24 protein-coding genes are annotated in these 24,145 nt (G+C 53.5%); 15 read left to right on the top strand and 9 right to left on the bottom strand.

What is annotated here, in order from left to right; all coding sequences use genetic code 11:
- Positions 1-101: 101 nt before the first annotated feature.
- Positions 102-497, bottom strand: a complete 396-nt coding sequence (locus RIC19_RS00955) for a hypothetical protein (protein ID WP_350175895.1) — start codon at positions 495-497, stop codon at positions 102-104.
- Positions 498-794: 297 nt separating this feature from the next.
- On the opposite strand from RIC19_RS00955, the gene ribA reads away from it, so the two are divergent.
- Genes ribA through RIC19_RS00925 form a run of 6 tightly spaced genes read left to right on the top strand, consistent with a single transcriptional unit; the run spans position 795 to position 5,650 of the window.
- Entirely contained in the window at positions 795-1,379 is a 585-nt protein-coding gene (gene ribA / locus RIC19_RS00950) for a GTP cyclohydrolase II (protein WP_350175893.1), read from the top strand.
- Between the two features lie 3 nt (positions 1,380-1,382).
- Complete coding sequence (locus RIC19_RS00945; RefSeq protein WP_350175891.1) at positions 1,383-2,375, top strand: RibD family protein; 993 nt, start codon at positions 1,383-1,385, stop codon at positions 2,373-2,375.
- A 2-nt stretch (positions 2,376-2,377) separates the two neighbouring features.
- Complete coding sequence (locus RIC19_RS00940; RefSeq protein WP_350175889.1) at positions 2,378-3,331, top strand: zinc-dependent alcohol dehydrogenase; 954 nt, start codon at positions 2,378-2,380, stop codon at positions 3,329-3,331.
- A 3-nt stretch (positions 3,332-3,334) separates the two neighbouring features.
- On the top strand, positions 3,335-3,706 hold the full coding sequence (locus RIC19_RS00935; RefSeq protein WP_350175887.1) for a 6-pyruvoyl trahydropterin synthase family protein: 372 nt from the start codon (positions 3,335-3,337) through the stop codon (positions 3,704-3,706).
- Complete coding sequence (locus RIC19_RS00930) at positions 3,696-4,670, top strand: glycosyltransferase family 4 protein (protein ID WP_350175885.1); 975 nt, start codon at positions 3,696-3,698, stop codon at positions 4,668-4,670. The genes RIC19_RS00935 and RIC19_RS00930 overlap by 11 nt, the downstream gene beginning before the upstream one ends.
- Positions 4,667-5,650 carry an NAD(P)H-quinone oxidoreductase gene (locus RIC19_RS00925; RefSeq protein WP_350175883.1) on the top strand — a complete coding sequence of 328 codons (984 nt, stop codon included), beginning with the start codon at positions 4,667-4,669 and terminating at the stop codon, positions 5,648-5,650. The genes RIC19_RS00930 and RIC19_RS00925 overlap by 4 nt, the downstream gene beginning before the upstream one ends.
- Positions 5,651-5,653: 3 nt before the next feature.
- Here the strand turns inward: RIC19_RS00925 and RIC19_RS00920 are convergent, their stop codons facing one another.
- From RIC19_RS00920 to RIC19_RS00910, 3 genes are all read right to left on the bottom strand, one after another.
- A complete protein-coding gene (locus RIC19_RS00920) occupies positions 5,654-6,613 on the bottom strand; it encodes a Fic family protein (protein WP_350175881.1) in 960 nt (319 codons plus the stop codon).
- 136 nt (positions 6,614-6,749) lie between these two features.
- Positions 6,750-9,953, bottom strand: coding sequence for a S8 family serine peptidase (locus RIC19_RS00915; protein WP_350175879.1), 3,204 nt, complete (start codon positions 9,951-9,953; stop codon positions 6,750-6,752).
- A gap of 225 nt (positions 9,954-10,178) precedes the next feature.
- The gene (locus RIC19_RS00910; RefSeq protein ID WP_350175877.1) at positions 10,179-11,066 is read right to left on the bottom strand and encodes a hypothetical protein; all 888 of its coding nucleotides are present in this window, start codon (positions 11,064-11,066) and stop codon (positions 10,179-10,181) included.
- A gap of 121 nt (positions 11,067-11,187) precedes the next feature.
- Here RIC19_RS00910 and RIC19_RS00905 point away from each other — a divergent pair, with 121 nt between their 5' ends.
- The 4 genes from RIC19_RS00905 to RIC19_RS00890 all read left to right on the top strand — a co-directional run bounded on the left by RIC19_RS00905 (position 11,188) and on the right by RIC19_RS00890 (position 14,942).
- Complete coding sequence (locus RIC19_RS00905) at positions 11,188-11,622, top strand: DUF4174 domain-containing protein (RefSeq protein WP_350175875.1); 435 nt, start codon at positions 11,188-11,190, stop codon at positions 11,620-11,622.
- Positions 11,623-11,854: 232 nt separating this feature from the next.
- Positions 11,855-13,519, top strand: a complete 1,665-nt coding sequence (locus RIC19_RS00900; protein WP_350175873.1) for a S41 family peptidase — start codon at positions 11,855-11,857, stop codon at positions 13,517-13,519.
- A gap of 5 nt (positions 13,520-13,524) precedes the next feature.
- Complete coding sequence (locus RIC19_RS00895) at positions 13,525-14,148, top strand: ABC transporter ATP-binding protein (RefSeq protein ID WP_350175871.1); 624 nt, start codon at positions 13,525-13,527, stop codon at positions 14,146-14,148.
- Entirely contained in the window at positions 14,148-14,942 is a 795-nt protein-coding gene (locus RIC19_RS00890; RefSeq protein WP_350175869.1) for an ABC transporter permease, read from the top strand. The genes RIC19_RS00895 and RIC19_RS00890 overlap by 1 nt, the downstream gene beginning before the upstream one ends.
- Positions 14,943-15,022: 80 nt before the next feature.
- Here RIC19_RS00890 and RIC19_RS00885 read toward each other — a convergent pair whose 3' ends face one another.
- The 3 genes from RIC19_RS00885 to RIC19_RS00875 all read right to left on the bottom strand — a co-directional run bounded on the left by RIC19_RS00885 (position 15,023) and on the right by RIC19_RS00875 (position 18,043).
- Positions 15,023-16,648: a S8/S53 family peptidase gene (locus tag RIC19_RS00885; RefSeq protein ID WP_350175867.1), complete on the bottom strand. Its 1,626-nt coding sequence runs from the start codon at positions 16,646-16,648 to the stop codon at positions 15,023-15,025.
- Between the two features lie 92 nt (positions 16,649-16,740).
- Positions 16,741-17,532 carry an ABC transporter substrate-binding protein gene (locus RIC19_RS00880; protein ID WP_350175866.1) on the bottom strand — a complete coding sequence of 264 codons (792 nt, stop codon included), beginning with the start codon at positions 17,530-17,532 and terminating at the stop codon, positions 16,741-16,743.
- 4 nt (positions 17,533-17,536) lie between these two features.
- Positions 17,537-18,043, bottom strand: a complete 507-nt coding sequence (locus RIC19_RS00875) for an FKBP-type peptidyl-prolyl cis-trans isomerase (RefSeq protein WP_350175864.1) — start codon at positions 18,041-18,043, stop codon at positions 17,537-17,539.
- 127 nt (positions 18,044-18,170) lie between these two features.
- Here RIC19_RS00875 and RIC19_RS00870 point away from each other — a divergent pair, with 127 nt between their 5' ends.
- From RIC19_RS00870 to RIC19_RS00860, 3 genes are all read left to right on the top strand, one after another.
- Positions 18,171-18,893, top strand: a complete 723-nt coding sequence (locus RIC19_RS00870) for a tetratricopeptide repeat protein (protein ID WP_350175862.1) — start codon at positions 18,171-18,173, stop codon at positions 18,891-18,893.
- Between the two features lie 65 nt (positions 18,894-18,958).
- Positions 18,959-19,483: a DUF4240 domain-containing protein gene (locus RIC19_RS00865; RefSeq protein ID WP_350175860.1), complete on the top strand. Its 525-nt coding sequence runs from the start codon at positions 18,959-18,961 to the stop codon at positions 19,481-19,483.
- Positions 19,484-19,688: 205 nt separating this feature from the next.
- Positions 19,689-19,823, top strand: a complete 135-nt coding sequence (locus RIC19_RS00860; RefSeq protein ID WP_350175858.1) for a hypothetical protein — start codon at positions 19,689-19,691, stop codon at positions 19,821-19,823.
- Positions 19,824-19,851: 28 nt separating this feature from the next.
- Here the strand turns inward: RIC19_RS00860 and RIC19_RS00855 are convergent, their stop codons facing one another.
- Entirely contained in the window at positions 19,852-20,523 is a 672-nt protein-coding gene (locus RIC19_RS00855; protein ID WP_350175856.1) for a hypothetical protein, read from the bottom strand.
- Positions 20,520-20,891, bottom strand: a complete 372-nt coding sequence (locus tag RIC19_RS00850; RefSeq protein WP_350175854.1) for a hypothetical protein — start codon at positions 20,889-20,891, stop codon at positions 20,520-20,522. Before RIC19_RS00850 ends, RIC19_RS00855 begins: the two co-directional genes overlap by 4 nt.
- Before the next feature lie 464 nt (positions 20,892-21,355).
- On the opposite strand from RIC19_RS00850, the gene RIC19_RS00845 reads away from it, so the two are divergent.
- Together RIC19_RS00845 and RIC19_RS00840 are read left to right on the top strand one after the other, a co-directional pair.
- On the top strand, positions 21,356-21,646 hold the full coding sequence (locus tag RIC19_RS00845; RefSeq protein ID WP_350175852.1) for a hypothetical protein: 291 nt from the start codon (positions 21,356-21,358) through the stop codon (positions 21,644-21,646).
- A gap of 567 nt (positions 21,647-22,213) precedes the next feature.
- Positions 22,214-24,145: ice-binding family protein (locus RIC19_RS00840; RefSeq protein WP_350175850.1), on the top strand; the 1,932-nt coding region annotated here is incomplete at its 3' end.

Raw genomic sequence — 24,145 nt, 5'->3', positions numbered from 1 at the left:
AACGAAGGATAAGCTTTGCCACCCGGAGCCGGAAGCAGTCAAAATCACCAGCAGCAATTGAGGTTACGGGCACTTAGCGCCACAGAGTACGCAGCGTGCGATCAGGCCGGAATGGGTGGTCGGAAGACATTAGTGAGGTGGAGGTGCGGCAAAAAGCGGTGGGGCTTTTCCGTAAGGCAATGCACGACTTCTGCCGGCATGTAGGAAATCGCGTACGCAACTTGCAGCACAAGGTGGTCAAAGGAATGCATATGCTTCAGGGGAAGATCCTTGTGGCTCTGCCCCCCGTCACCGTGATCGTGATGATCGGGATTCCAGAAGTGCGCGCCCATAAAAGCATGAAAGGAAACCGTGTTGCCTTGTTCCGCAGCAAGGGTTTTGTGCAAACGGAAGTGCTTGAGCGCGACCGGGAGTTTGCTCAACTGGCTGAAGTCTGCTCCGGGCAGGAAACTGCCGAGCAGGAAATACAACGCCATAAATTGAGCAACTCTCTTCATAGTTAGTTTTCGTAAGACACTACAAAGCTAGCATTAGTTTTAGAAAAATAAAATGATGAATGTCACAAAGCGGCTAGTATAAGGGCTGTATATTGGACTTGAGGCTTATCCACCATAGTCTTTAGGAGGTTGGCGGGGGTGAGCCCTTTGGGCCGGCGCGAAACTTTTCACGCTGAATAAGGTTTCAAATGTAAATTAAAAACTTTTTGAGCGGATTTCAATGGACGAACATAATCCGCATCGGTTAAGATCAACATGGGGATGGTAAAGCAGATTCAGCAAAAAAGTACAAAAGCAATGAAACGGCAGGCAGAAGCCATGATCCCAACGCCCTGGGGCGAGTTTAATATGGTCGCCTTTTCAGAAAGCGATGAGGACTGGATGCCCCACCTGGCGCTGATACACAAAGATGCGAAACCCTCGGGCCCCGTGCTGGTCCGCCTGCACTCCGAGTGCATTACCGGCGACCTATTTGGGTCGAAGCGGTGTGACTGTGGCGAGCAACTGGCGGAAGCCCTGCGGCTGGCTGCTGAGCAGGGCGGGGTAGTGCTCTACCTGCGGCAGGAAGGACGGGGCATCGGTATCATCAATAAGCTGAAAGCCTATAACTTGCAGGATAAAGGCATGAATACGGTGGATGCCAACCTGCACCTCGGCCTGGAGGTAGATGCCCGGCAGTACAATATTGCCATTGAAATGCTTCAGGAACTGGGCATTGAAAAGATCAACCTGCTGACTAACAACCCGGAAAAGATTAGTGCATTTGACGATGCGGATATAGAGGTCATCACCCGGGTACCCCTGATCATCAAGCCGCAAAAAGAAAATTTTGATTACCTCAAGACCAAGCAGGACGAAATGGGGCATCTTTTTAAGTTGTAAATTATGACCAATGGGCTATGGAATGGGATTTTAGCCATGCGTGCTGCCTTGTCACGTACTACTGAGCCTGTTCACTTTGCCTGCCTTTCCAAATCCGGAGATGTGGCGGTCAATCAATACCTATCCGTTGACGATGTCGTTTATGTCGGGATCAGCAAAGCCCCTCATCATCCGCCACCCGGACAGGCCTACTTGCAGAAAACAGATACCGTACGCTTCAGTCTCCAAAAACATGGCGATTTCGATTTGGCTGCATTGCGGCAACTGCGGGCTTACCTTCCCTATCTTTTTATGCCTCAGATGGCAGAAGCCAAAGGAAGAGCCTGTACGGTAGCCCATTTTGCCCAGTCGCTTGATGGCAAGATCGCGACCGCAACCGGGCATTCCAAATGGATCGGCAACGATGAAAACCTGGTGCACGCTCACCGTATGCGGGCACTGTGCGATGCGGTATTAATTGGTGGCGGGACACTGGCTTTTGACCGCCCGCGCCTAACGGTGAGGCATGTGCCCGGAGAGCACCCCGTCAGAGTGGTGGTCGGGCGGCCCGATGCCAATTACGCCTCATTGCTCCATGCCTGTGATCAGCCCATACTCGTGTACGGTGCAACGGCATCAGCAACAGATGCGCCTGTAGAATATACCAAACTGCCTGTTCTTTCTGATGGGCGGGTTTGTTCCGTACAGGTGCTGGAGGCATTATATGAACGGGGCATTCGCAGCGTCTACCTGGAAGGTGGGCCGACTACCACCTCCCGATTCCTTAAAGACGGCGCAGTGGATATTTTACAATTGCATATCTCTCCTATGCTATTCGGGTCGGGCATGAGTGCGGTAAAACTGGATCCCATTGTGCAGGTCGATGAAGCCATCGCCTTCCGGACTTTCACCTTTGAGCCGGTAGGGGATACCATGATGTTTGTAGGGGTGCCCGAAAATGTGCATCAGCCTGTATCTGCAGAACCACCATCCCCTGCCGCTCCTAAAAGCAACTGATTATGCCTCAAGCTTTATGGCACCTTTCCGATAATGAATCCGCTGTTCAGCCCGTAGCCCTATCTGAAAAGGGGCTGCTTGTCCGGGCTCTATACTCCCTGGTCAGCACCGGCACAGAGCGTCTGGTCGCTACCGGAGGTGTGCCCGTAGCCTTGCATACCTCTATGCGCGTACCGGGTATGGCCGGGCATTTTTCCTTTCCGCTGACTTATGGTTATTCCTGGGTGGGTAAGGTAGATGCGCCGGGGCATGAGCTGCATCAACAGCTCGTACATACCCTTTGGCCGCACCAAACGGAACTAAAGGCCCCGGCAGAGGGGCTCTTTCCTTTGCCGGATGCCGTACCGCCACTGCGCGCCACCCTGGCCAGCAATATGGAGACGGTTGTAAATGCCATTTGGGATAGCGGTATCAGCCTGGGCGACCGGGCGCTGGTAGTGGGTTTTGGTATGATAGGCGGTTTGCTTTCCCGCACCCTGTCCCGCATGCCGGGCGTACAGGTCCAACTGGCCGAGACTCATGCTCAACGGCAAGCGCAGCTTGCGGAAATGGGCTTTGAAAACTGGGACGGGCAGCCCGTGGATGTGGCCTTTCATACCACTGCTAACGGGGCCGGGCTGCAACAGGCTGTAGATGCGGTAGGAACGGAAGGCAAAATCATGGAGCTCAGCTGGTACGGCGAGCGGGAAGCAACCGTACGGCTGGGCGGCGATTTCCACTACGGGCGAAAGCAAATCATCAGTTCTCAGGTGGCCAATCTTCCGTCAGATCGCCGGGCACGCTGGGACTTCCACCGCCGCAAAGCCCTCGTGATGGATTTGCTGAAAGACCCTGCCTACGATGCCCATATCACGCAGGTGCTGCCCTTTGAAGAAGCACCGGCATTTTTTGAGCAGCTGCGCTCCGGGGCCATGCCGCCCCTGGGTACCGCCTTCGATTATTCACCAAAAAAATAAAGCATGTTCAGTGTTACCATTCGACAGCACATTATGATTGCGCATTCCCTGCCACACCCGGACTTTGGGCCGGCGCAGCGGCTGCACGGAGCAACTTACGTCACTGATGTCACCTTTTACAGCAAACAGCTCACGGAGATGGGCATCGTCATTGATATCGCCTTGGCGCACGATGCCCTCAAACAGGCACTCGCTCCTCTGGATTACCAAAACCTGGACGAGCTGCCGCAATTCAAAGGCAAGCTGACGACCACCGAGTTTTTGGCTCTGTACATTCACGGGCAGGTAAAGGCTGCAGTGGCCGATCAGTTTGACGGCCGGATCAAGGTCGTCCTTGGCGAGTCGCACGAAGCCTGGGCCGCCTATGAAGCCTGATGGGTATACCTACGCTTTTTTAATTCCCGATACGGAAGCTTTTGTGTCCGGGGGAAACCTCTACAACCGGCATTTGATCGATGCGCTTCGGGAGCGGGGGCATACCATTTACGAAAGGGAAGACATAGAAGCATTGCCCGGAGGGGTGCCCTTGCTGGCAGACACGTTGCTCGCCCCTTCATTGCCCAGCGTTGAAGCTGCTCGGGCCGGGCTCATCGTGCACCACCTGGAGAGCCTGCACCCGCCGGCGGGCTGGCGCGGGGCAGACTGGTTTCAGGAAAAAGAGTGGCCTTGGCTGAAGCACTACGCCTGGTATTTGGCGACAAGCCCGTATACAGCCGACTACCTGCGGCGTATGGGCGTGGAAGGCTCCGTGGAGGTAATAGAGCCAGCTTTGGAGCGTCTCCCGGAGCTGCATGACAAGCCATCGCACCCCATTCAGGCGCTGATAGTCGCCAATTTGGTAGAGCGGAAAGGTATCCTGCCCTTGTTGCAAGCCTGGGCTAAGGCACCTCCTGAAGGGGTCGTGCTCCGGTTGGCTGGTGGTTGTGGTATGGAATCTGATTACGCTGCGCAATGCCTGTCGGTACTGAATCAACTGGAAGGCGTACAGTATTTGGGGACCCTTGCGCAGGACGCGCTCTTCGCCGAGTACGCCCAATCGAACCTCCTCATTTCAGCAGCCTACATGGAAACCTACGGCATGGCCCTGCAGGAAGCGGCGGCGGCAGGATTGCCCATTTTAGCGTATGCTGGGGGCAATGTGCCTAACCATGTTGAGGTGGGTCGGAATGGTCAGCTTTGCCAGTCTCATACCGAAATAGTATCTTGGTTGAACAGATGGGCAATGCAGCCTGAAGCCTTCAAGCCTTATCTTGAACACGCCCGCGCCTTTGCGCCGAACCGTCAACGCCTTTGGGCAGATGCTGCCGCTCAGTTTGAAGCCATTAAAACACAACGATGAAAGCCATACAAATTAAAGCTTTTGGAGGCCCGGAAGAACTCTACCTGGGCGATTATGAGACCCCTACTCCTGCCGATAACGAGATACTGGTCAAAGTGGAAGCCACGGCCCTCAACCGGGCGGACACCCTGCAGCGTATGGGCAAATACCCCCCGCCGGAGGGAGATAGCCCGATTATGGGGCTGGAAATGGCCGGAGAGGTGGTGGAAGTGGGCGGGCAGGTCATTCACTGGAAGGTCGGCGATAAAGTCTGCGGGTTGTTGGGCGGCGGTGGTTATGCCGAGTACGCGGTGATTCCTGAACGACTGGCCCTGCCCTGGCCCGAAGGCTTTGATGCCGTGCAGGCCGCATCGGTCCCGGAAGTGTTTCTGACTGCTTTTCAGGCCCTGCGCTGGCTGGCTCAGTTGCAGGAAGGCGAACGGGTGCTCATTCATGCCGGCGCAAGCGGGGTGGGCACTGCTGCTATTCAACTGGCCAAAGTCATGGGCGCACACCCGGTGGTCACCGCATCGGCGGGCAAGCACAGCCTTTGTAAAGAACTGGGCGCGGAACTGGCCATTGACTACAAGACAGAAAATTTTGCCGAAAGGCTAAAGGGCTATACTAAGGGGAAAGGCGTGAATGTCGTTATCGACTTCATCGGCGGGCCCTACCTGCAGCAAAACCTGGAAGTCATGGGGCTGGAAGGGCGTATGGTGCTCCTGGCTTTTCTGGGCGGGGTGAAAGTGGATAGCCTCAACATCGCACCGGTTTTGCGCAAGCGGCTTCAGATCATCGGCTCCACCCTGCGTGCGCGGGATTTGGAGTATAAAATCCGTTTATCCAGTGATTTGCAACTTTTTGCCTGGCCCTTATTTGCGAACGGGCAGCTGCGCCCGATTGTCGATAAGATCTACGATTGGTCAGAAGTGGCGGAGGCTCACCGGTATATGGAAAGCAATGAGAGCAAAGGGAAGATTGTGCTGCGGGTGGGGAAATAAGCCTCACCGACGCTCATAGGTCGTATTGCGCTTATCCCCGGTCTTAAGTAGCAAGCCCTGTTGCACTGCTGCCTGTAAATCCCGGGAGGCAGTGGAGGTGGAAAGGTTTGGGAAAACAGCCATATAATCTTTACGGGTAAAAAAAGGCTGATCGTGCTGTTCCATGAAGTATTGAATGCGCTCTTCAGCATTAGCCGGTGGAGTACTCAGCTTAATCATCTCCTGCAGGCTGCTTCTCATCTTTTTCAGGGCATAAACCACAAAGGTGGTAGACAATCCTGACCGGTCGCTGTCGCTAAGTGCTTTGTAGTAATCCTCCTGACTATCCTTAATGGCTTTTTCCACAGGCAGAAACTCAAAGACGGGGTTGGCTTCCATCAACAGGCGGGTTTGCCAAAGCCTGCCCATTCGGCCGTTACCATCTGAAAAGGGGTGGATAAACTCCATTTCATAGTGGAAAATACAACTTTTGATGATCAGGTTTTCGGTGCCCGACAGCAAATACGCAAAGAGTTGACTCATCAAATGAGGGACATTCCAGGCGGGAGGCGCGAGATGAGCCACCTGATTGCCCTGAAATACGCCAACGCCCTCAGTTCGGTATTGACCTGCTTTATCCACGAGGCCTTCCATGAGTATCTGATGAGCCCTGAGATAATCCAACTCAGCGTAAGGGTTGAAACCGGGGAGGCTTTCATAGGCTTTGATGGCATTCCTGACCTCCAGGATATCTTTCTGCGGGCCGATGACGGGTTTATTGTCCAGGATGGCAGTGACCTGTGCTTCCGTCAGAGTATTGCCTTCAATAGCGAGGGAGGCGCGGATGGTTTTGATCTTGTTGCGCTTGCGAAGGGTGGGCTGAGGCTTACGGAGCTGTGAGCCGTCGATCACCCCTAGCAGATGCCCTATGTCTGTAGAAAGGTTGACGATTTCTGCGGTAGGCTCGAAATACTTGTGCTGCATGATAGTATCATTTGATACTATTGATACGCATTGAACGGTGATTTAGTTCTATTAGTACTATCAAATGGTGTTATAACAAAGCAGCCGGCACTTCCAATAGAAATGCCGGCCGCTGCATTTCAGTCCGTCAAACGGGTTATTGCTTAATCACTTTAACTGTAGCGACGCCGCGTTCCGTACGCACGCTCAGCCAGTACAGCCCGGCCGGGAGGGCAGCGGTAGGCAGGCTGCTTTGCTGAGCACCTTGTGCCAGTGCTTCCTCCTGCTGCAGGAGCAGTTGGCCGGCGGCATTGTAAAGCAGGTACCGCACCGCTTGTGCCTGTTGCAGTTCCAGTTGAATGCCGAGGGTTTCCCGGAAGGGATTAGGGGCGACTTCCAGTCGAAGTTCGCTGGCAAGATTTTGCGTACTGGTCAGGCAGGTAGTTTCGAAGTTCATGATGGCAGAGGGCGGGCTGATGTTATTGACCCCTTCGCAAGACACCCATATCCGGGCATCATAAACGGAACAGGAATCCAGGTTCTCCAACTGCAGCTCCTGGCTCTCGGTTGGGTAGGTATCCCAGACCGCAGTACCGTTTTTACGTACCTGCAGTTCGTAGCTCAGGGCGGCATCGGGTGCCTGCCAGCTGAGCATAGCTGTGCTGTCTGTAAGGGCACTTGCGGTAAGCATGGCCGCATCGCTATCACAGGCAGGGTTGCAAAGCGTGGAAAAGGAGAACGTATCTGACCACAAGCTTGGGAAGTCACCACATAAACCGGCGACCTGTATCTCGTAGGTGGTGCAAACGTCTAGTCCGGTCAGGACGAGCATTTGTGCCCCGACCTCATCCAGTGTCACCCATAACAGAGAGCCAGCCGGGCGGAAGCGGAGCTGGTAATCATCGTTGTTGCCTGTCCAGCTGATCCGGGCCTCCTGATAGCTTAGAGAATCCGTGGTGATCGCAGCAGGGATGGAGCAGGGTGGGATATCATCGGTGATTTCCAAGCAATAATCTTCAGTTTCTCCTTCGATGCTGTTACCGCATTCGGGTACTGGGCTGGTCTCAAAAGCCATGGCAATCCGCATACGCGTGCTGCCGGTCAGGGCGTCATCGGGAATGAAGACCTGAATTTCGATGCTGGCCTCTTCCGAAGCCTCTACACTGCCCACTACTTCGGTGCTCAGGTCCAGCGTGCCATCCTGATTGAGGTCAATGAGGACCCAGTAGTTTTCCGGATAGGCATCCGTCACCCAACCGGGTGTAATCGTTAGGGTATAGCCTGCGCCGGTTTCCAGACTGGTGCTCAGGCCCGTGTAATCTCCATAGCCGCCATCGTTGCCTGAGGTGTTTTCAAGGTCGTTGATGGATACAGCATTGATGTATTCAAAATTGGTGTCGCCTTCTACGCTACAGTACTCGAGGTCTATGCAATTGCCACAACCCGGCACGTCAAACAGGATATCTGTACCCAGAGAATCGGGTAGCAGGCTGTCGCTGCACAAACTTTGGACATTGGCGATACAGGTTTGGCAGGAATCCAGCCCTGTCACGGTTAGGGTATTGGTCAGTACGCTGTCGTAGGTTAGGGTATCCATCGGGCAGATGACCGTTACCTGGTAAGCATTGGCGGCGGTTACTGCGCGCCAGGAAAGCACCGTGCTGTCAACCGTCGCTTCCGCAAAGAGGTCTTGGGGCGCATCACAGCACCCATCTGTAAGGAAAGTAGCCAGCTGCGACAAGACCGTTGTATCTGCACAAACATCCTCGATGGCAAACTCATAGGCCGTGCAGGAAAGCAAGCCGTTGAGCTCAACCGGGGCAACCGTATCCGGAATAATCTGCCAGGTGGTATCGCCACGCTCCCGCCAGTACACGCTTGACTGCAAGGTGGAATCGGAGGATATCCAGCTGAGCACGGCGCTGCTGTCGGTTACAACGGTCGCTTCCACTCCAAAAGCCTCCGGGCAGGGCCCGCAGTTTTGGAGCAACATTTGGAGGCTGTTGTAGAGGTTGAGGGTGCCACCGGTCACCGTAATGCCTTCCAGGCTAGGGTTGGGCTTGACGCCATCAAAAATCGCCTGCCGGACCAGCAAAGCGGCCTCGGCCGGTGCTTCGAGCGACAGCTGAGTAAGCTGGGAGCAGGGAGCGGAGTAGAGCAGGGCTATGGCACCCGCTACGTGGGGCGTCGCACCGGAAGTGCCGCCAAATCCACCGTAGTTGTTGCCTTCAGCAGCGGTCCAGGTGCCCTGGCCAGGCGCGCCCAAGTCGATGGTTTGAATGCCAAAACCGGCCCCGTTGACTTTGTTGCCAGTACAGTTGAGGTTGGTCACGCTGATCATAAAGTCGCTGGCACAGGCGGTAGGTAAATCACCAACCTCATCTACGTTTTGATTACCGTTGATCGTCGCGCCGGCATTGAGGATGCCGTGTACGCCGAGGGTGTCGTAGAATGCACACCACAGGGGGGCATCCTCAGGCTGCCCGAAGTTGACGCCCCAGGAAGAGTTGGTGGCCACTACGAAGGAGCCTTCTGCTCCGCCGGTTTCGTTGTAGCGCATGCGGTGGGCGAGGGGAAAGCTGTAAGCCTCAAGCACCTCCGACTCTAAACCCGAGCCGCCGACCACGATCATGAGCTTCACATCCCAGTTGACACCCGCCACGCCTATGCCGTTATTGCCCTGCGCACCTACGATGCCCGCAACGGGCGTACCGTGCCCATTGGAGGCATCGATGTCGTCGTCATCAGAGCCGGTATTCCATCCGGCGTAGTCATCAATAAAGCCGTTGTTGTCATCATCAATGCCGTTGCCGGGAATCTCCGCTACATTCACCCAGACGTTGTCGCCAAAGTCCTGATGATTGGGGTCCAGCCCATCGTCTACCACGCAGACCACGATATCGTCACCGAGCCCGTTGGTACCCCCGGTGGTAATATCCCAGGCGAGGTCGGCGTCAATGTCGGCACCTGCCACGCAGTTGCCCAGCCCAGCATTAATGTACTGCCATTGGTCCTGAAACTGGGGGTCATCGGGTACGGTACTGCGCAAATCGACCAAGTGGTTGTATTGGGCTACCATGATGCCCGGCATGCGGTTCAGGTAGGCGAGGAAGTCAATTTCGGAAATAGTCGTGTGGTCAAACCCAACCCGCCAAATGCGCATGTAAGGGACCACTTCTTCCTTCACTTTAAACTGAGTGACCCGCCCGTTGAAGGTTTGCAGGCGCCCGGTCAGGGCTTGGATATTGGCTGTTGGCTCTAGTCGGATCAGTGCCTCGCCAAGCACATGGTTGAGTTGCTGGGCGGAAAGGATTAGGGGGAGTAATAACACCAGCAACAGTGGTAAGCGTTTTTTCATCATTCTAATTCACAAGGTTAATAATGGGCTGAAAATAGGGGAAAAAGCTCAGGTGCAGTTAGTTGGTGGGTGGTAAGTTCGGTCATGAGGGATACAAAAAAAGCGGATGGCCCGGTCGGGGGCATCCGCTTTGTCTGAGCCGGTGTACAGGTGTCTGGCTCATTGCAAGTTGTAATCCGGGTAACGCTTGGTGGCGTTGCGATTGGAAAGGCAGGGCTACGCCTGCTTCTATTTCACACGGACATCTGCCGGGGCTTCCATAGCCACTTCTGCCCGGTCAGTATCGCCTTCAAGGGGCTGGCACTTCCAGATCGGTGTATAATTTTCGCCTTCATGGCTGTATTGGCAAATCTGAGCGGAGGCTCCTTTATTGACGATAAAGGGCGCGCTGACAATCTCGTGGTCGGTAGTGTATTCAGCATGGTAAACCCGGTTGAGGCTGGTACCATCGTAAAAATAAAAAGCCTTTTCAATTCCGGCCCAGCAGCCTACCGTCATGGTACTGGCTTCTATCACCGGGAAACCCTGAGGGGTATGGACCACGCGGAGGAGGGAACTGGCCGCACAATCTTCAAACAGGCAAAGCCCGGGGATGGTGCTCGCAGTCATCAATTGGCCTTCCTGCACCAGGCGTACTTCGGCATTGATGTCCCGGAGGTTTTTCCGTTTTTGGGTAGAAATACCCAGGAGCACCAACTCTGGCTTCTGGTCTTTATTCAAATCAGTACGGTAGTAGCTTTTGGCAATATCCGCTCCCCAGATGTAGCCCTGGAATGGCTGGCCGCTGTCATCACGCCCGGTCACGTGGTACCAAAAATCACCATAGCCGTTGATCTCATCTTCGGGAAGGAAGTAAGGATCATCGTAGCTCAGGTTGGTCACGGGAAATGCGAGGGGCAGTTTCGTGAGTACGTCCGCATCCCGGCAAGGGCCTTCGTGCACCTGAGTGCTGGCTGTGAAGGTATAAAGCGTGGTATTCGGTTCGTAGTGGTCCGCCACTTGTGACTGTTCGTGAAACCAGTCGTAGTACCCCTCCAGGTCATGGTTGACGAAGCGGTCCTGAGCAGGGGTAGCCTGAGCGGCAAAAAGGGCGGAAATGAGGAGGAAGTTTTTCATGGCAGCAAGGGATTTGAGATGTTCTAGTAAACAATTACAGGTCCTTAGATATTGTCTTGACTAGCAGGAAATTCTGATTTTTTACAAAATCAATGCTTTCTAAATCAGTAAACTAAGTACTATGAAGAAGTTCATTTGGTTAGTTGGGTCTTTGTTCGTAGCTCACCTGGGGAGTGCCCAGCCTCTGAAGCCTCATTTGTGGAAACACCGTGTGGTTGTGCTGCTTGCTCCCACTGAGCAGGAGGCTGTATTCAAACAACAGCTTGCCCTTTGGACGGCTCAGCCGGAAGAAGTCACGGACCGGGATCTGGTTTTATACCAAATTTTCAACCACGGGGGGCTGGGGCCTGGCAATGAACCACTGGAAGCCACTTCCCGTGCAGTACTTATTAAGAAGTACGGGCCTTTGCCTGAGGATGGATTGAAATTTTTGTTGATTGGTAAAGACGGCGGCGTCAAATTAGAGAAGGAAGCGATAGTGGCTATGCCGGAGCTGTTTGCCCGTATTGATCAGATGCCCATGCGGCAGACTGAAATGCGGCGTCGGAAAAATTAGCGCAATCGAGCAACATTAAATCCCCTATTTTTGTATTACGGTAGTATTTTATATACGGTCCGCTAAAGCCATTACGCTTTTGACTTTAGCGTTCATTGATGAATTTTGTGGTTCCGTAAGACTGTTGGAAGTTCTGCGCTTCACAGCTGCATGCCTTTCGCCCCTTTCGGTTTCCACGAAACTTGTCAAATGGAGGACTTTTTTTTCGAAATCATCACACCGTATCCTGAACATGTACCAAGATCAACCTTCTGCTCCGAATAAACTCAGCATCTGGCTTCCGCTATTGTTTGCTGTTGTACTCGTTACCGGCATGTTGCTGGGTATGCGCATGCAGTCCAATATGCCCAGGCTTGTCGTTGAGCAGGAAACACCTGGCCCCGAGGGCATCGGGCAGGGACAAATAGAGGAAATTCTCCGCTACATTGAGGCTAAGTACGTGGATGAGGTAGACAAAGCGGCGCTTACCCAAGAGGTCATCGATGACTTGCTCTCTCGTCTTGATCCGCACTCCAACTACATCTCGGCCGAAGCGCTGCAGGAAGTCAACGAGCAGCTCAAAGGGAACTTTGATGGCATCGGTGTGGAGTTCATGGTGTTGGAAGATACCATCGTGGTGGTTACGCCATTGGCCGGCGGGCCTTCCGAAACGGCGGGGATTCTGGCAGGTGACCGGATCGTTGAAATTGCGGATTCCATCATCGCTGGTGTGAATATGGACTCCGGCGACATCATCAAGATGCTGCGGGGCGAAAAAGGAACGGATGTTGAGATCGGCATCCTTCGCGGTAAAGAAACAACGCTGCGTAATTTTACGGTAACACGGGATGAAATCCCTATGAACAGCGTGGATATATCCTACATGCTGGACAATACCACTGGTTACATCAAGGTCAACCGCTTCAGTGCAACCACCTACGAGGAGTTCATGAAAGCGCTGGAAGACCTGGTTGAAAAGCAGGGGATGAAGGATTTGATCCTCGACTTGCGGCACAACCCGGGCGGCTATCTGCAGCAGGCGACGAATATGCTCAGCCAGCTTTTCAAGGAAAAAGACCAACTCCTGGTGTATACCGAAGGCGATGCGGTCAGCCGCAGCGAGTACACTTCCACCGGCCGCAATTTCTTTGATGTGGAAGATATCGTGGTGCTGATTGACGAGGGCTCGGCTTCAGCCAGTGAGATTGTTGCCGGGGCTATTCAGGACCACGACCGGGGCGTTATCATTGGCCGGCGCTCCTTCGGGAAAGGATTGGTACAAGAGCAGTACAAACTGCGCGACGGCGCTGCCCTGCGCCTGACGGTAGCCCGTTACTATACGCCTTCGGGCCGTTCCATCCAAAAACCTTACGATGACCCGGAGGCTTACGAGCACGAAATGTACGACCGCTACGAAACCGGTGAATTGGAGACAGCCAAGAATATGCTGATCCAGGATTCGACAGCGTATTATACCGACAACGGCAGGGTTGTGTACGGCGGCGGGGGCATCATGCCTGATATTTTTGTGCCGATTGACACGCTGGCCCTGCATGATGACTACCTGGCCCTCCGGCAGTACGTCCCACAGTATATTTTCCGCTATCTGGCAGAGGGCACAGACCCGGCTGCCCTTTCCGAACAGGGGCTGGATCAATTCATCGCTGATTTTGAGATAAAAGACTCATTATTGGACGGGCTCATGGCTTATGCGCAGGAGCGGGGCGTCACCCTGCCGGATGAAGGGCTGAGCGAGCCGGTAAAAAATGCGGTCAGGCATATGCTCAAAGCTCGTATTGCGAAGCAGCTCTTTGAAGATGAGGGCTACTACAAAGTCTGGAATATGCAGGACGATATGGTCAAGGAGGCCGTAAAAGCCATTGCCCGGTCTACGTCCCTCACTGCCAGTCAGCAGTAACCGGAATGGAAATCCGGCTGGAACACCTCACTGTCCGTTTTGGTCAGAAGACGGTTTTCTCTGACTTTTCCCTTCACCTTCCTGTCCGGTCCCACTTACTGGTTACCGGCTCTTCCGGCAGCGGTAAGTCTACCCTGCTAAAGCTGCTGTTGGGGTTTTGCGTGCCCGATCAGGGGCAGATTGTTATTGGGGGACAAACCGTAAATCCCCGTACCATCTGGCAGCTCCGTCAGCGAATTGCCTACGTCCCTCAACGGTTACCTTCAGTAGCGGGTACTGCCCGGGATTTACTCGAACATTTACATCAATTTCAGGCCAATCAAACGCTCCGTTTCTCTAAGCAGGCAGCACTAGCCTACTTTGCCGATTTCGGTTTGCAGCCCGATCAGTTGCAACAGCCCGTGCGGGAATTGTCGGGAGGGGAGCAACAACGCCTGGCCATCATCAGTGCCCTGCTGCTGCAGCGTGATCTGCTCCTGCTTGATGAGGCTACATCGGCGGTAGATGCCGACCGTAAAGTTCAGGTGATGGACTATTTGTCCGGGCTGAAAGACCAAACCATGATTATCGTAGCGCACGATCAGGGCTGGCAGGCGGACCATATCTTAGACCTTTCTCAATCTGACTGATGATGGACAATCCAGTACCTATACCGCTTTGGGCTATGGTAGCCTTCTACGCTCTGCTGCTACTGCCGGCGGGCCTGATCTGGTATTTCCGGTTAGGTGTACTGCGGCGGCTGGCGATAGCCGTGGTACGCATGACGGTGCAGCTTACTCTGGTTGGGGTGTTGCTCATCTACTGGTTTCGTTGGGACAATGCTTGGTTGAATGTACTTTGGGTGGTCGTTATGGTGGGTTTTGCGGCCGTCTCTGCGGTACAGAGCAGTACGCTCCGGTTGCGCTACTTCTTTGTACCGGTCTTTTTGGCGCTGTTGGTATCCGGTCTTTCGGTATTACTTTTCTTTAATGTGCTGCTGCTGCCCATACGTGAGGTCTTCTCAGCACAGTACCTGATTATCATCGGGGGGATGCTGCTGGGCAATGCGCTGAAAGGTATCGTCATTGGGCTTTCTGATTTTTACCAACGCCTGCAGGATCAGCAGGATGCGTACCGGTACTACCTGGCGGCAGGAGCCTCCCGATGGGAAGCCCTGATCCCGTTTTTCCGCAACAGCCTGCAAGCCGCCCTAAACCCTTCGATTGCGAGTATGGCTACTATGGGGGTCGTTTTTCTGCCAGGTATGATGACCGGGCAGATCATCGGTGGAGCTACACCGGATACCGCCATCCGTTATCAGTTGGCGATCATGATTGTGATCTTTGTCTGTATTGCCCTTAGCGTCGTCTTGGGGGTGAGCTTTAGCCTGGGGCGCAGCTTCGATGGCTATGGCAACCTGCGGGCGGGAGTGTTCCGGAAATGAGGCGTTCTTCCTGGTCCGGGGCCATCCGTCCTCCGGGCACGGCTACTTTTGCGCTACCCGGCTTCTGAAGTTGCAGCATGCTAATACTGCAGCACAATGAAGGGCCGGGTCTCCACACGCTCCCCGTTGAAGACCTCTACCACATACATGCCCGCCTGCCAGCGGCTCACATCCACCTCCAGCCGCTTTTCGCGGAAGCGTGCCGGGGTATCGTTATTGCGGTAAACGAGCTGCCCAAGTGTATTGTAAATGCGGAACTCATACGTCTCAAAGTCCGGTGTTTCGTATTGAATGTTCAACCGGTCGCGGGCAGGGTTGGGGTAAATATTGAGGAGGTCAAGGTCGCCGGTAGTACCGCCGCAGGCATCGCTCAGCAGGTTCATGGCGCTGCGTACGTTCAGCCGCCCTCCGGTGACGGTGAGGTCTTCATAGGCCGGGAACCGGTCAACGCTTTCCTCCAGCACAGAACGTACAAATAAGGCTGTTGCTTTGGGCTTGGTCAGTGCCTCGGTAGCCAGAAACTCACAAGGCATACTGTACAACAGGCCAATTGCTCCGGTAAGGTGCGGGGCTGAGGCCGAGTTGCCCCCAAATATCGCGTAGCGGTTGAACGGGGCCAGGCTGTAGGAACCCTCGCCCGGCGCTGCCATATCGATAGTCACCTTGCCGTAGCCTGACTGGGTGAATTTTTCTTCGTCTTCGGTACTGTTGAGCACCGTCATGATGAAGTCGCTCTCGCAGGAGGTCGGCATATCGCCAACCCTATCAATATCCCGGTCTTTATTAGCTGTTCCTGCACCGGTCAGGATACCGACTTCGCCCATCAGGTCGTACATATTGCCCCAGATGGGGTATTCTGCACAAAAGAAAGGATCAGTGAGGCCAAAGGAGGCATTGGTCGCTACCACAAAAGCCCCCTCGGCACCCAGGGTTTCATTGTATCGTTGCCGCTGCTCCAGGGCATACGCATAGGCTGAGATGATATCATCGATATACCGAATGCTCAGGTACATAATTTTAGCATCCCAGCACACGCCCGCTATGCCTTTGTCGTTGTTGGCAGTAGCGGCCAGCACGCCAGACACCTGCAGGCCGTGGTTGTCGAAAGCAATCTCCGGACTGTCTGACCGGAAATCCCAGCCATTCATATCATCGATGTAGCCGTTACCGTCATTATCAATACCATCGCCGGGGGTTTCCCGGGGGTTGACCCAGGTATTACCGGAAATATCTTCGTGAGAAAGGTCAAAGCCACTGTCCAGGATTGCGATGACGATAGTGTCGCCGTTGGCAGTGACCCCACCTTGCCCGAATGCCCACACTTCGGGCAGGCCGATGCGTTCTGCACCCCATTGTAAATCGTAGTCCGGGTCGTTCGGTGTATTCCGGAAGTCAATCTTATAATTGGCTTGTTGGTACTGCACCTCGGGCTGTACTTCCAGCCACTGTGCCAGCGCTTCCGCCGGGCACCGGGCGGGGTCAAACTGTAAGAGGTGGATATTCTGGCTCCGGGCAACTACGCGTACGGGCGTCACCGCGTTGGCATAGCGCTGATTGGCGCGTTGTACCAAAGGCTGAAGGGCAGCGTCTTTTTCCAGCTGTACGAGCAGCTGATTCGTGACTTTGCCGCTTTCAGGGTCTACCTGTTGTGCCTGAGCAGCAGGTACAAAAAAGCTGATCGCAAGAATGAGGTATAAATATTTCATGGGCCGTCTGTCTTTGAATGGTCCAGGCAAATCAACCTGGGTTTCAACAAAGGTAACGGATTCTGTGCAACCGCATTGCCGTCAGTGAGACATTAACGCTGCCGGAGGGCTTTGAAGTAGGCCGGGCTTTTTAGCAGCCGGCTCCCGTACCAGGAGAACAGCTCCCCGTCCACCAGCCGGATTTCTGAAGTGGGGCAGGCCGAACGGATTTCTGCAATGTGTTTATCCTTGAACGGGTAGGGTTCAGAAGAAAGCAAAATAACCTCCGGCTCCCGGGCAGCGATTGCCTCGAGGCGCACTTCCGGATAGCGGCGCTCCCGCGCAAAGACATTCCGGAAGCCCGCTTGCTGAAGCATGTAGTCGATGAAAGTTTCCCGGGCAGCGACCATATAGGGGTCCCGCCAGATGAGGTAGGCGGCACTTACCGGTGGCAGGCGCTGCGTGTACTGGCCCAGGTCGATGAATGCGCCCTGAATTTGCCCGGCGAGCTCTTCCGCTGCCGGTTGCCGGTTGGTAAGCAGGCCTACCGTTCGGATCATTTCGAGGGCGTCCTCCAGGTCTTCAATATCGCTCATCCATACCGGGTAGTGCTTTTCGAGAGCCAGGATATCTTCCGGGCTGTTCTCTTCCTTGTTGCCGATGATGAGATTGGGGGCCAGTTGCTCAATGACGTTCATTTTGACTTCCTTGGTGCCGCCAACCCGGTCTTTATTACGGTACCAGTGCTCAGGGTGCACACAAAACTTGGTAATGCCTACGACCGCTTCGTCCAGTTTCAGGTCGGCAAGGAGCTCCGTCTGAGAAGGGACAAGGGAGACAATTCGGAGCGGGGGCGCAGGCAACTGTACCTTGCGCCCCATTTGGTCTGTTACAATTGGTGGCATAGGTCTAGTGCTCAACGCCTCCCTGCCCGTGGACGTGGCCATGCTCCACTTCCGTTTCGGTTGCTTCGCGAACGTTTTCAATACGGCCGGAGAAGTAGAGGTCAACACCTGCCATCGGGTGGTTAAAGTTCATCTGCACCTGCTCTTCGCCCACTTCCATAACGGTGCCGAGGAGCTGATTGCCTTCATTGTCGCGCATAGGGATGACACGGCCCACCTGCAGGAGGTCTTCGGCCAGTTCTCCATCCACCACAAAAGCTTCTGTGGGAACGGGCGCAATCGCATCCGGGTTATATTCGCCATAGGCTTCTGCGCTGGTTATGCCAAAAGCAAAAGTATCGCCTTCTGCCATACCTGAGAGCTCCTGCTCAAACTTAGGGATCATGGCGCCTGCGCCGTACAAAAATACCAGGGGTTCACTGCCGAAGGTTTCCTCTACTAAATCACCATCCGCACTTTTTTCCTGCAATTTATAGTGTAAGGTAACGACCTTGTTCTTGTCAATTTTCATATCTGTATGGATAAAATTACGTAATTGCGGGAAGGTAATTAAAAAATTATAGCTTTGGAAAATCTTGGCCCTGAACCCCCGAAAAGACGCTATTTTAGCTTGCCAGGAGACTAAATTCGACGCTTTTATGAACGCCAATAGCACAAACGTCCGGAAAGAAGCCTACCAATTGCGGCAAGCCTTTCAGTTTGACGCTGCCCGGACCATGCTGGAAGAAGCTTTGCAAGACAGCCTGCCCGCAGAAGAACAGTGGCCGCTGCACTACGAGCTGGGCAAGGTCTTTCAGGATAACTTTGAGATGGAAAAAGCCCTGGAGCATTATCATATCGCTATTGCTGGCCTGGAGGAGGCCTCCCCTGAGCCGTCGGTCTTCCTGGCTCGTCTGTACGGGGCTTGCGGCCTGGTGCATCAGGATGAAGGCCGGGAGACGGAAGCCCTGCAGTGCCATCATCGTGCAGTGGAGGTCCTCAAACAGCTGCCGGAAAGCGAGGCGGGCCTCTTCCTGGCTTCCAATCTGAAATACCTGGGAGAGCTCTATCAGGAGCAGAGCCAGCTGCCGGAGTCAAGAGAGCACTACCGCGCTGCCTTGCCCCTTCTGCAGCAGGGGCTGGGCAAAGGCGAGGGTTTCCTCAGCCTGGAAGCTGCTACCGTTGCCTTGCAGCTTGCGGCTGTAGAGCTGGAGCTGTACCTGCGCGGGCAGTTTCGGATTTCCCCTGATGCGATCCGGCAGTTGCTTTCCGGTGCGCAGTCCTGGCTCGAGCAATTGGATGTGGAAGACTCTATCGTGGAGCAGCGTACAGCTGACCTCAAACGGCTGAGCTATATGTTGGATAAGGTGGGTGGGGCTTAGGTGGCGGGGCAACTTGCAAAAAGGGTCGGATTTGCCTAAATTACCTATTCATACCATTAATGCTTATGAGCACTGCCGACCGCAAACTGCGCCTGACCAAAATACTCCTGGAAACGGACGATGAAGCCACCCTGCAGGCGGTGGAGCACACCCTGGCTGAGCAACACGAGCGCCTGGCCCGGTACTGGGACGTCATTCACGCGCTCGACTGGTCCAAGGAAGGCGATGATGCAGCGGTCCTCGCTCCTGCCATAGCTCAGCTCAGCCAATTCCCGGAAGTCGATATCCTCGACTTTTACGACTGGTTTGCCAGGCAACTCTATCAGCTCGACGGTCGGGACTACGCCGAAGCCTCTGTGGCAGAGGACGAATCCCTGTCTTCCGATCTCTTTCTGTACGCCCGCTGCGCTGTGCTTGCCAACGGCCGTACTTTTTACGAGCGGGTCCGCGCCAACCCCACCCTCTTCCCGAAAGACCTTTACTTCGATGCCTTGCTACGCCTCCCCGAAGCGGCCTATGAACAGCGGACCGGGCAGCAGCTGCCGAGAGCGCCGAAGTATATTTATAGTCCGCCAACCCAAGATTTGTGATTTCTGACTTGCTCTTTTTCCACCTCGCTGCGTTAAAAAGCCTCGCCGATGCTTAGGCATCGCCTACGTTTTTTGCCTTGCGCGCTAAAAAAATAGCTGCGCCATAATTTCACAAATCTTAAGTTGTTGGACTATATGAGACGGGGTTTAATGTGGAGGGGTGGGGAGATGAAGTTGTATCCGTGTCCAGATTGAACTGAAGCTAATGCAAGACCTACTTGAAAAATTCCAGAGCCTCGGGCGCTACAAAGAACAGCGCTCCGCACAAACCACTTCTGGTACTGGCGCTCCCGGACTGGATGGAAACGCTGAAGCTGGAGGAGAACTGCATCCCGGTTAATAGTGGGCTGACTGTACAGGCAATGGGGTCAGTTGCACTCCGGCAGCGTATATTCCTGGTCGATAGACGAAACGACTGCTGCGAACACATCGTCCTGCCGATGAGCAAAAAGCGAGAACTGCAATTTATCATTGGCATCAAACGGCAGTTGGAAAAGATGCGCCTGCTGTGCCGAAAAGTATTGGAGCAGCCTTGGAGTGTCCACCCGGGTGAGCTTTGATTGGGGGCGTAAGAAATCAGGAAGCGCCCTCAGCATCCCGGCAGGAGAAAAAGCGGCTTCTTTGGGCAGAATGCAACCGAATCTAAAATTGGTGTGCAGTTGTTCCTCCAAAATGAAGGGTATATTGTTTTTGTTACCCTGAATAGCCGCGCTTAACAAGGAGCAGCCATCACTGGTTTTTAGCTCTTCCTCCCAAACCTCCGCCGGCAGTAGCTGGCCCGATTGCAGTTCCTGATAAAGCATTTTTTTGTGACTACGCACGGCGCGTATGGTCTGCGGCTTGCTTTCGATATAGATAAAAAAGAGCTGATGGCTTTCCAGTATTTTATTGAAAAGTGTGTGTAGCAAGGCGGAAAAGTCCGCATGATCAATACGGAGTGCGCTGTAACGAATATGTTCGTAACGCTCCAGTCCTTTTGCGGGAAGCTTTGAGTATCGAAACTGCTCCTCGTTGACGGTATTATGTTGGACATTAATCATTTCTTCCAATAATGGTGTTTCTTCAATTTTCCCTGCCGTCTATCTGCTTTGCCGGAATTGAAATGCGGCAACTGATCGCCTGCCCCTCTTTCGGCTCCGTAGAAAGCCTCTTTATCTTCCCGCAAATGGTATTCAAAAGCTACAGCACCAATGAAAATGCTAAAGATATAGAGCCTTACATTTCGATCATCAAGCCCATACTCATCTCCCAGATCAGTACCAGGGTAAATGGTTTCTTCCGGATGTTGACTCATGGGAATACTACCGTCCCGCTTCGCTGCCCGGAATGCCGCCCGGCGTGAAGGGTATATTTTTCGGTATCTTCTATACCGCCGGAGGGTGTTCCTGCCTACAAAAGATATGGGCATGAGGTTTGTTTACAATCAAGTTTCAATATACATTTTTTTAGGGATAAATGGGTTTGCGGGGATTCTTTCATTTGGGGCCAACCCCACCCTCTTCCCAAAGGACCTTTACTTCGATGCCCTGCTGCGCCTCCCCGAAGTCGCCTACTAACAGCGGGCCGGGCAGCCCCTGCCGAGAGCGCCGAAGTATATTTATAGTCCGCCAACCCAAGATTTGTGATTTCTGACTTGCTCTTTTTCCACCTCGCTGCGTTAAAAAGCCTCGCCGACTTCACCGTGGGCCCCTTACCCCACGCTTCGTGTAGGCATCGCCTACGTTTTTTGCCTTGCGCGCTAAAAAAATAGCTGCGCCATAATTTCACAAATCTTAAGTTGTTGGGCTATATGAGACGGGGTTTAATGTGGAGGGGTGGGGAGAGGAAGCCGTATCCGTGTCCAGATTGAACTGAAGCTAATGCAAGACCTACTTGAAAAATTCCAGAGCCTCGGGCGCTACAAAGAATAGCGCTCCGCATAAACCACTTCTGGTACTGGCGCTCCCGGACTGGATGGAAACGCTGCATCTGAAAGCGAACTGCATCCCGATCAATGGTGGGCTGTTCGAGCGCTTTGAACACTACTGGAATGAGCTACATAGCGATAAAGGCAGCAAGCGGATACATTACCCGCTGCTGTATTTGAAGTCGGACGGGCTGGGATGGCAGGTCATGGTAAACGGCGGGCAACTGTCTGAAGACAAAAGTCCCAACACGCTCTAATACACGCTATTTTTTTCAATACACTTTGAAGCCCACCGCTCTCCAGCAGACAGCTCGTGCTTTGTCAAGTATCAAGTGAGGGGTAGAACAGACCGCATATGCTACAAGACTTCGGCGAACCTGTCTGCCTGTCGAAGCCAGGTAGAGTCACATGTTATATCCAGCCGAGGAGAAATGCTCCTGCTGCTTACCTCCGGACACTCCGCTTTTCATACTTGACAAATTACTGGTAACCTAAATCCTCAGACCGCAGTGCTCATCCTGACGTTTTCCAGCCACGGAGGTTTTTATCAGGCACCCTACCTGCCGTTTGCCGGCCACTGAGGGGCTCTCCCACAGGTTGCTATAAAAAAACCTGTGCCCACCGCCATTGTGCCTGCCGATAGCTATCATTTTTCTGTGAAGTAGGCATTGCTGGTTATGCAAAGTATCTTCTTTGTAACCGCCTGATAATCATTGTTTTTTCCTGTGAATCATGTAAATATTTAGACGAATTGTGTAAAACGGGCAATGTTTTTACCTCGACCTTTACAAGGAACTATTCACGAACAAAAAAAGTCTGCCATTATGATAATAAGACTACGCAATGCTTTAATGACGGTAATGCTGCTATTAACGTCACATGTGATGTACGGGCAGGCTCCAAACTTAGGAGCAGCTTCGGATTTTGCCGTTTTCACCGCCGCTGGCGAATTTAACGTGGCGGGAGCCTCTACCTCAGTAACAGGTGATGTGGGGACAAACGTAGGTGCATTCAATGGTTTTCCTCCCGGGGTCCTGGTAGGTCAGGTTCATGTAGCTGATGCAGTCTCGACTGCCGCCGCTACAGACTTGGCAACGGCTTATGGAAGCCTGAGCACGGTAACCTGCGGACAGGTCATTCCTGTAACGATGGGCAACGGACAAGTGCTGACTCCTGATGTATACTGTACAGGCGCGGCATCAACCATTAACGGAGACCTGATATTAGATGCTCAGAACGACCCTAGTGCAATTTTTATTTTTAAAATAGGTGGTGCTCTGGCGACTACCGTAAGCTCAAGCATTACACTGGTTAACGGCGCTTCTCTTTGCAATGTATATTGGCAGATAAACGGGCAGGTTGATTTGGGTGGAAACTCTGTTTTCAGAGGGATCATGTTGGTCAATGGCGCTATAAACTTACTCGATGGTGCTACCCTGATGGGGCAGGCCTTAAGTCAGGCGGGAGCCATTTCTCTTCAAAACAACCTGGTTACAATCGGGGCACCTCCAGTAGCTTCTACCATTATGGCAAATGGAGCCACCTCATTTTGCATAGGCGAAAGCGTTGTGCTAAGCGGCAATGTTGGTGGAACCTGGAATACCGGTGCGGTCTCCGCATCCATTACAGTCTCCAATAGTGGCGATTTTTTCGTTACCAATACAAATAGCTGCGGTTCAGTAGCTTCGAATACCATTACTGTCACCGTAAACCCTCTTCCGGTTTGCTCAATTACTGGCAGCAATACAACATGCCCCGGAGAACCAACACAGCTTTGCGCACCCGATGGGCTTGCAAGTTATTTATGGAGCACGGGAGAAACCTCATCGTGTATTTCGGTCAATAGCACCGGGACTTTTTCGGTTACTATTACAGATGCAAACGGATGTGTCAGTTTTTGTAGCCATAATATGACTTTTGTTTGTAATCCGGTCATCACTCCGGTTGACCCTGTTGTTTTATCAACTTGCAATGCTGAATTACCTATGTTGTCCACCTCATGGACGGACTGTTCAACCAGCGGGAACATCATTGGTGTCCCCGTTCTACAAGGTACAAATGGTTGCGTGGAAACTTACCTGTACACTTTTTCGGGTATTGACGCTTGCGGAGATCCATTTAGTACACAAACTACAGTCACCAGAACGGTTGACGATGCGGACCCGGTAATTATGCCGGTTGCCGATTATCAGATAGCGGTCTGCAATGCGGACTGGCCATCGGTGCTTTCGACGTCCTGGAGCGACAACTGCGCTGCCGGAGGCATGGTCGATGCCACTGCGGGCCCGGTCATGATAAATAATTGTGGAGAATCGCGTGTTTACACGTTTTTAGTAACGGATGACTGTGGCAATAGCGCAATGACTACGACCACGGTCACGCGTGTTGTTGACGATGCGGCCCCGGTAATTATGCCGGTTGCCGATTATCAGATAGCGGTCTGCAATGCGGACTGGCCATCGGTGCTTTCGACGTCCTGGAACGACAACTGCGCTGCCGGAGGCATGGTCGATGCCACTGCGGGCCCGGTCATGGTAAATAATTGTGGAGAATCGCGTGTTTACACGTTTTTAGTAACGGATGACTGTGGCAATAGCGCAATGACTACGACCACGGTCACGCGTGTTGTTGACGATGCGGACCCGGTAATTATGCCGGTTGCCGATTATCAGATAGTAGGCTGCAATGCAGACTGGCCAGCGGTGCTTTCGACGTCCTGGAGCGACAACTGCGCTGCCGGAGGCATGGTCGATGCC

This window comes from Phaeodactylibacter sp. (genome assembly GCF_040219495.1).
Lineage (GTDB): Bacteria > Bacteroidota > Bacteroidia > Chitinophagales > Saprospiraceae > Phaeodactylibacter.
The sequence above is the reverse complement of the archived record's forward strand: the minus strand, read 5'-3'. Positions and strand labels throughout refer to the sequence as shown.

Bases quoted from the DNA above. Each gene is read 5' to 3' on its own strand.
- RIC19_RS00945 (WP_350175891.1), top strand. From the start codon at position 1,383: ATGACCAATGGGCTATGGAATGGGATTTTAGCCATGCGTGCTGCCTTG.
- RIC19_RS00935 (WP_350175887.1), top strand. From the start codon at position 3,335: ATGTTCAGTGTTACCATTCGACAGCACATTATGATTGCGCATTCCCTG.
- RIC19_RS00890 (WP_350175869.1), top strand. From the start codon at position 14,148: ATGATGGACAATCCAGTACCTATACCGCTTTGGGCTATGGTAGCCTTC.
- RIC19_RS00850 (WP_350175854.1), bottom strand. From the start codon at position 20,891: ATGCCCATATCTTTTGTAGGCAGGAACACCCTCCGGCGGTATAGAAGA.
- RIC19_RS00925 (WP_350175883.1), top strand. From the start codon at position 4,667: ATGAAAGCCATACAAATTAAAGCTTTTGGAGGCCCGGAAGAACTCTAC.
- RIC19_RS00875 (WP_350175864.1), bottom strand. From the start codon at position 18,043: ATGAAAATTGACAAGAACAAGGTCGTTACCTTACACTATAAATTGCAG.
- RIC19_RS00880 (WP_350175866.1), bottom strand. From the start codon at position 17,532: ATGCCACCAATTGTAACAGACCAAATGGGGCGCAAGGTACAGTTGCCT.
- RIC19_RS00870 (WP_350175862.1), top strand. From the start codon at position 18,171: ATGAACGCCAATAGCACAAACGTCCGGAAAGAAGCCTACCAATTGCGG.
- RIC19_RS00865 (WP_350175860.1), top strand. From the start codon at position 18,959: ATGAGCACTGCCGACCGCAAACTGCGCCTGACCAAAATACTCCTGGAA.
- RIC19_RS00905 (WP_350175875.1), top strand. From the start codon at position 11,188: ATGAAGAAGTTCATTTGGTTAGTTGGGTCTTTGTTCGTAGCTCACCTG.
- RIC19_RS00895 (WP_350175871.1), top strand. From the start codon at position 13,525: ATGGAAATCCGGCTGGAACACCTCACTGTCCGTTTTGGTCAGAAGACG.
- RIC19_RS00940 (WP_350175889.1), top strand. From the start codon at position 2,378: ATGCCTCAAGCTTTATGGCACCTTTCCGATAATGAATCCGCTGTTCAG.
- RIC19_RS00900 (WP_350175873.1), top strand. From the start codon at position 11,855: ATGTACCAAGATCAACCTTCTGCTCCGAATAAACTCAGCATCTGGCTT.
- RIC19_RS00955 (WP_350175895.1), bottom strand. From the start codon at position 497: ATGAAGAGAGTTGCTCAATTTATGGCGTTGTATTTCCTGCTCGGCAGT.
- RIC19_RS00855 (WP_350175856.1), bottom strand. From the start codon at position 20,523: ATGATTAATGTCCAACATAATACCGTCAACGAGGAGCAGTTTCGATAC.
- ribA (WP_350175893.1), top strand. From the start codon at position 795: ATGAAACGGCAGGCAGAAGCCATGATCCCAACGCCCTGGGGCGAGTTT.
- RIC19_RS00915 (WP_350175879.1), bottom strand. From the start codon at position 9,953: ATGATGAAAAAACGCTTACCACTGTTGCTGGTGTTATTACTCCCCCTA.
- RIC19_RS00920 (WP_350175881.1), bottom strand. From the start codon at position 6,613: ATGCAGCACAAGTATTTCGAGCCTACCGCAGAAATCGTCAACCTTTCT.
- RIC19_RS00885 (WP_350175867.1), bottom strand. From the start codon at position 16,648: ATGAAATATTTATACCTCATTCTTGCGATCAGCTTTTTTGTACCTGCT.
- RIC19_RS00860 (WP_350175858.1), top strand. From the start codon at position 19,689: ATGCAAGACCTACTTGAAAAATTCCAGAGCCTCGGGCGCTACAAAGAA.
- RIC19_RS00930 (WP_350175885.1), top strand. From the start codon at position 3,696: ATGAAGCCTGATGGGTATACCTACGCTTTTTTAATTCCCGATACGGAA.
- RIC19_RS00910 (WP_350175877.1), bottom strand. From the start codon at position 11,066: ATGAAAAACTTCCTCCTCATTTCCGCCCTTTTTGCCGCTCAGGCTACC.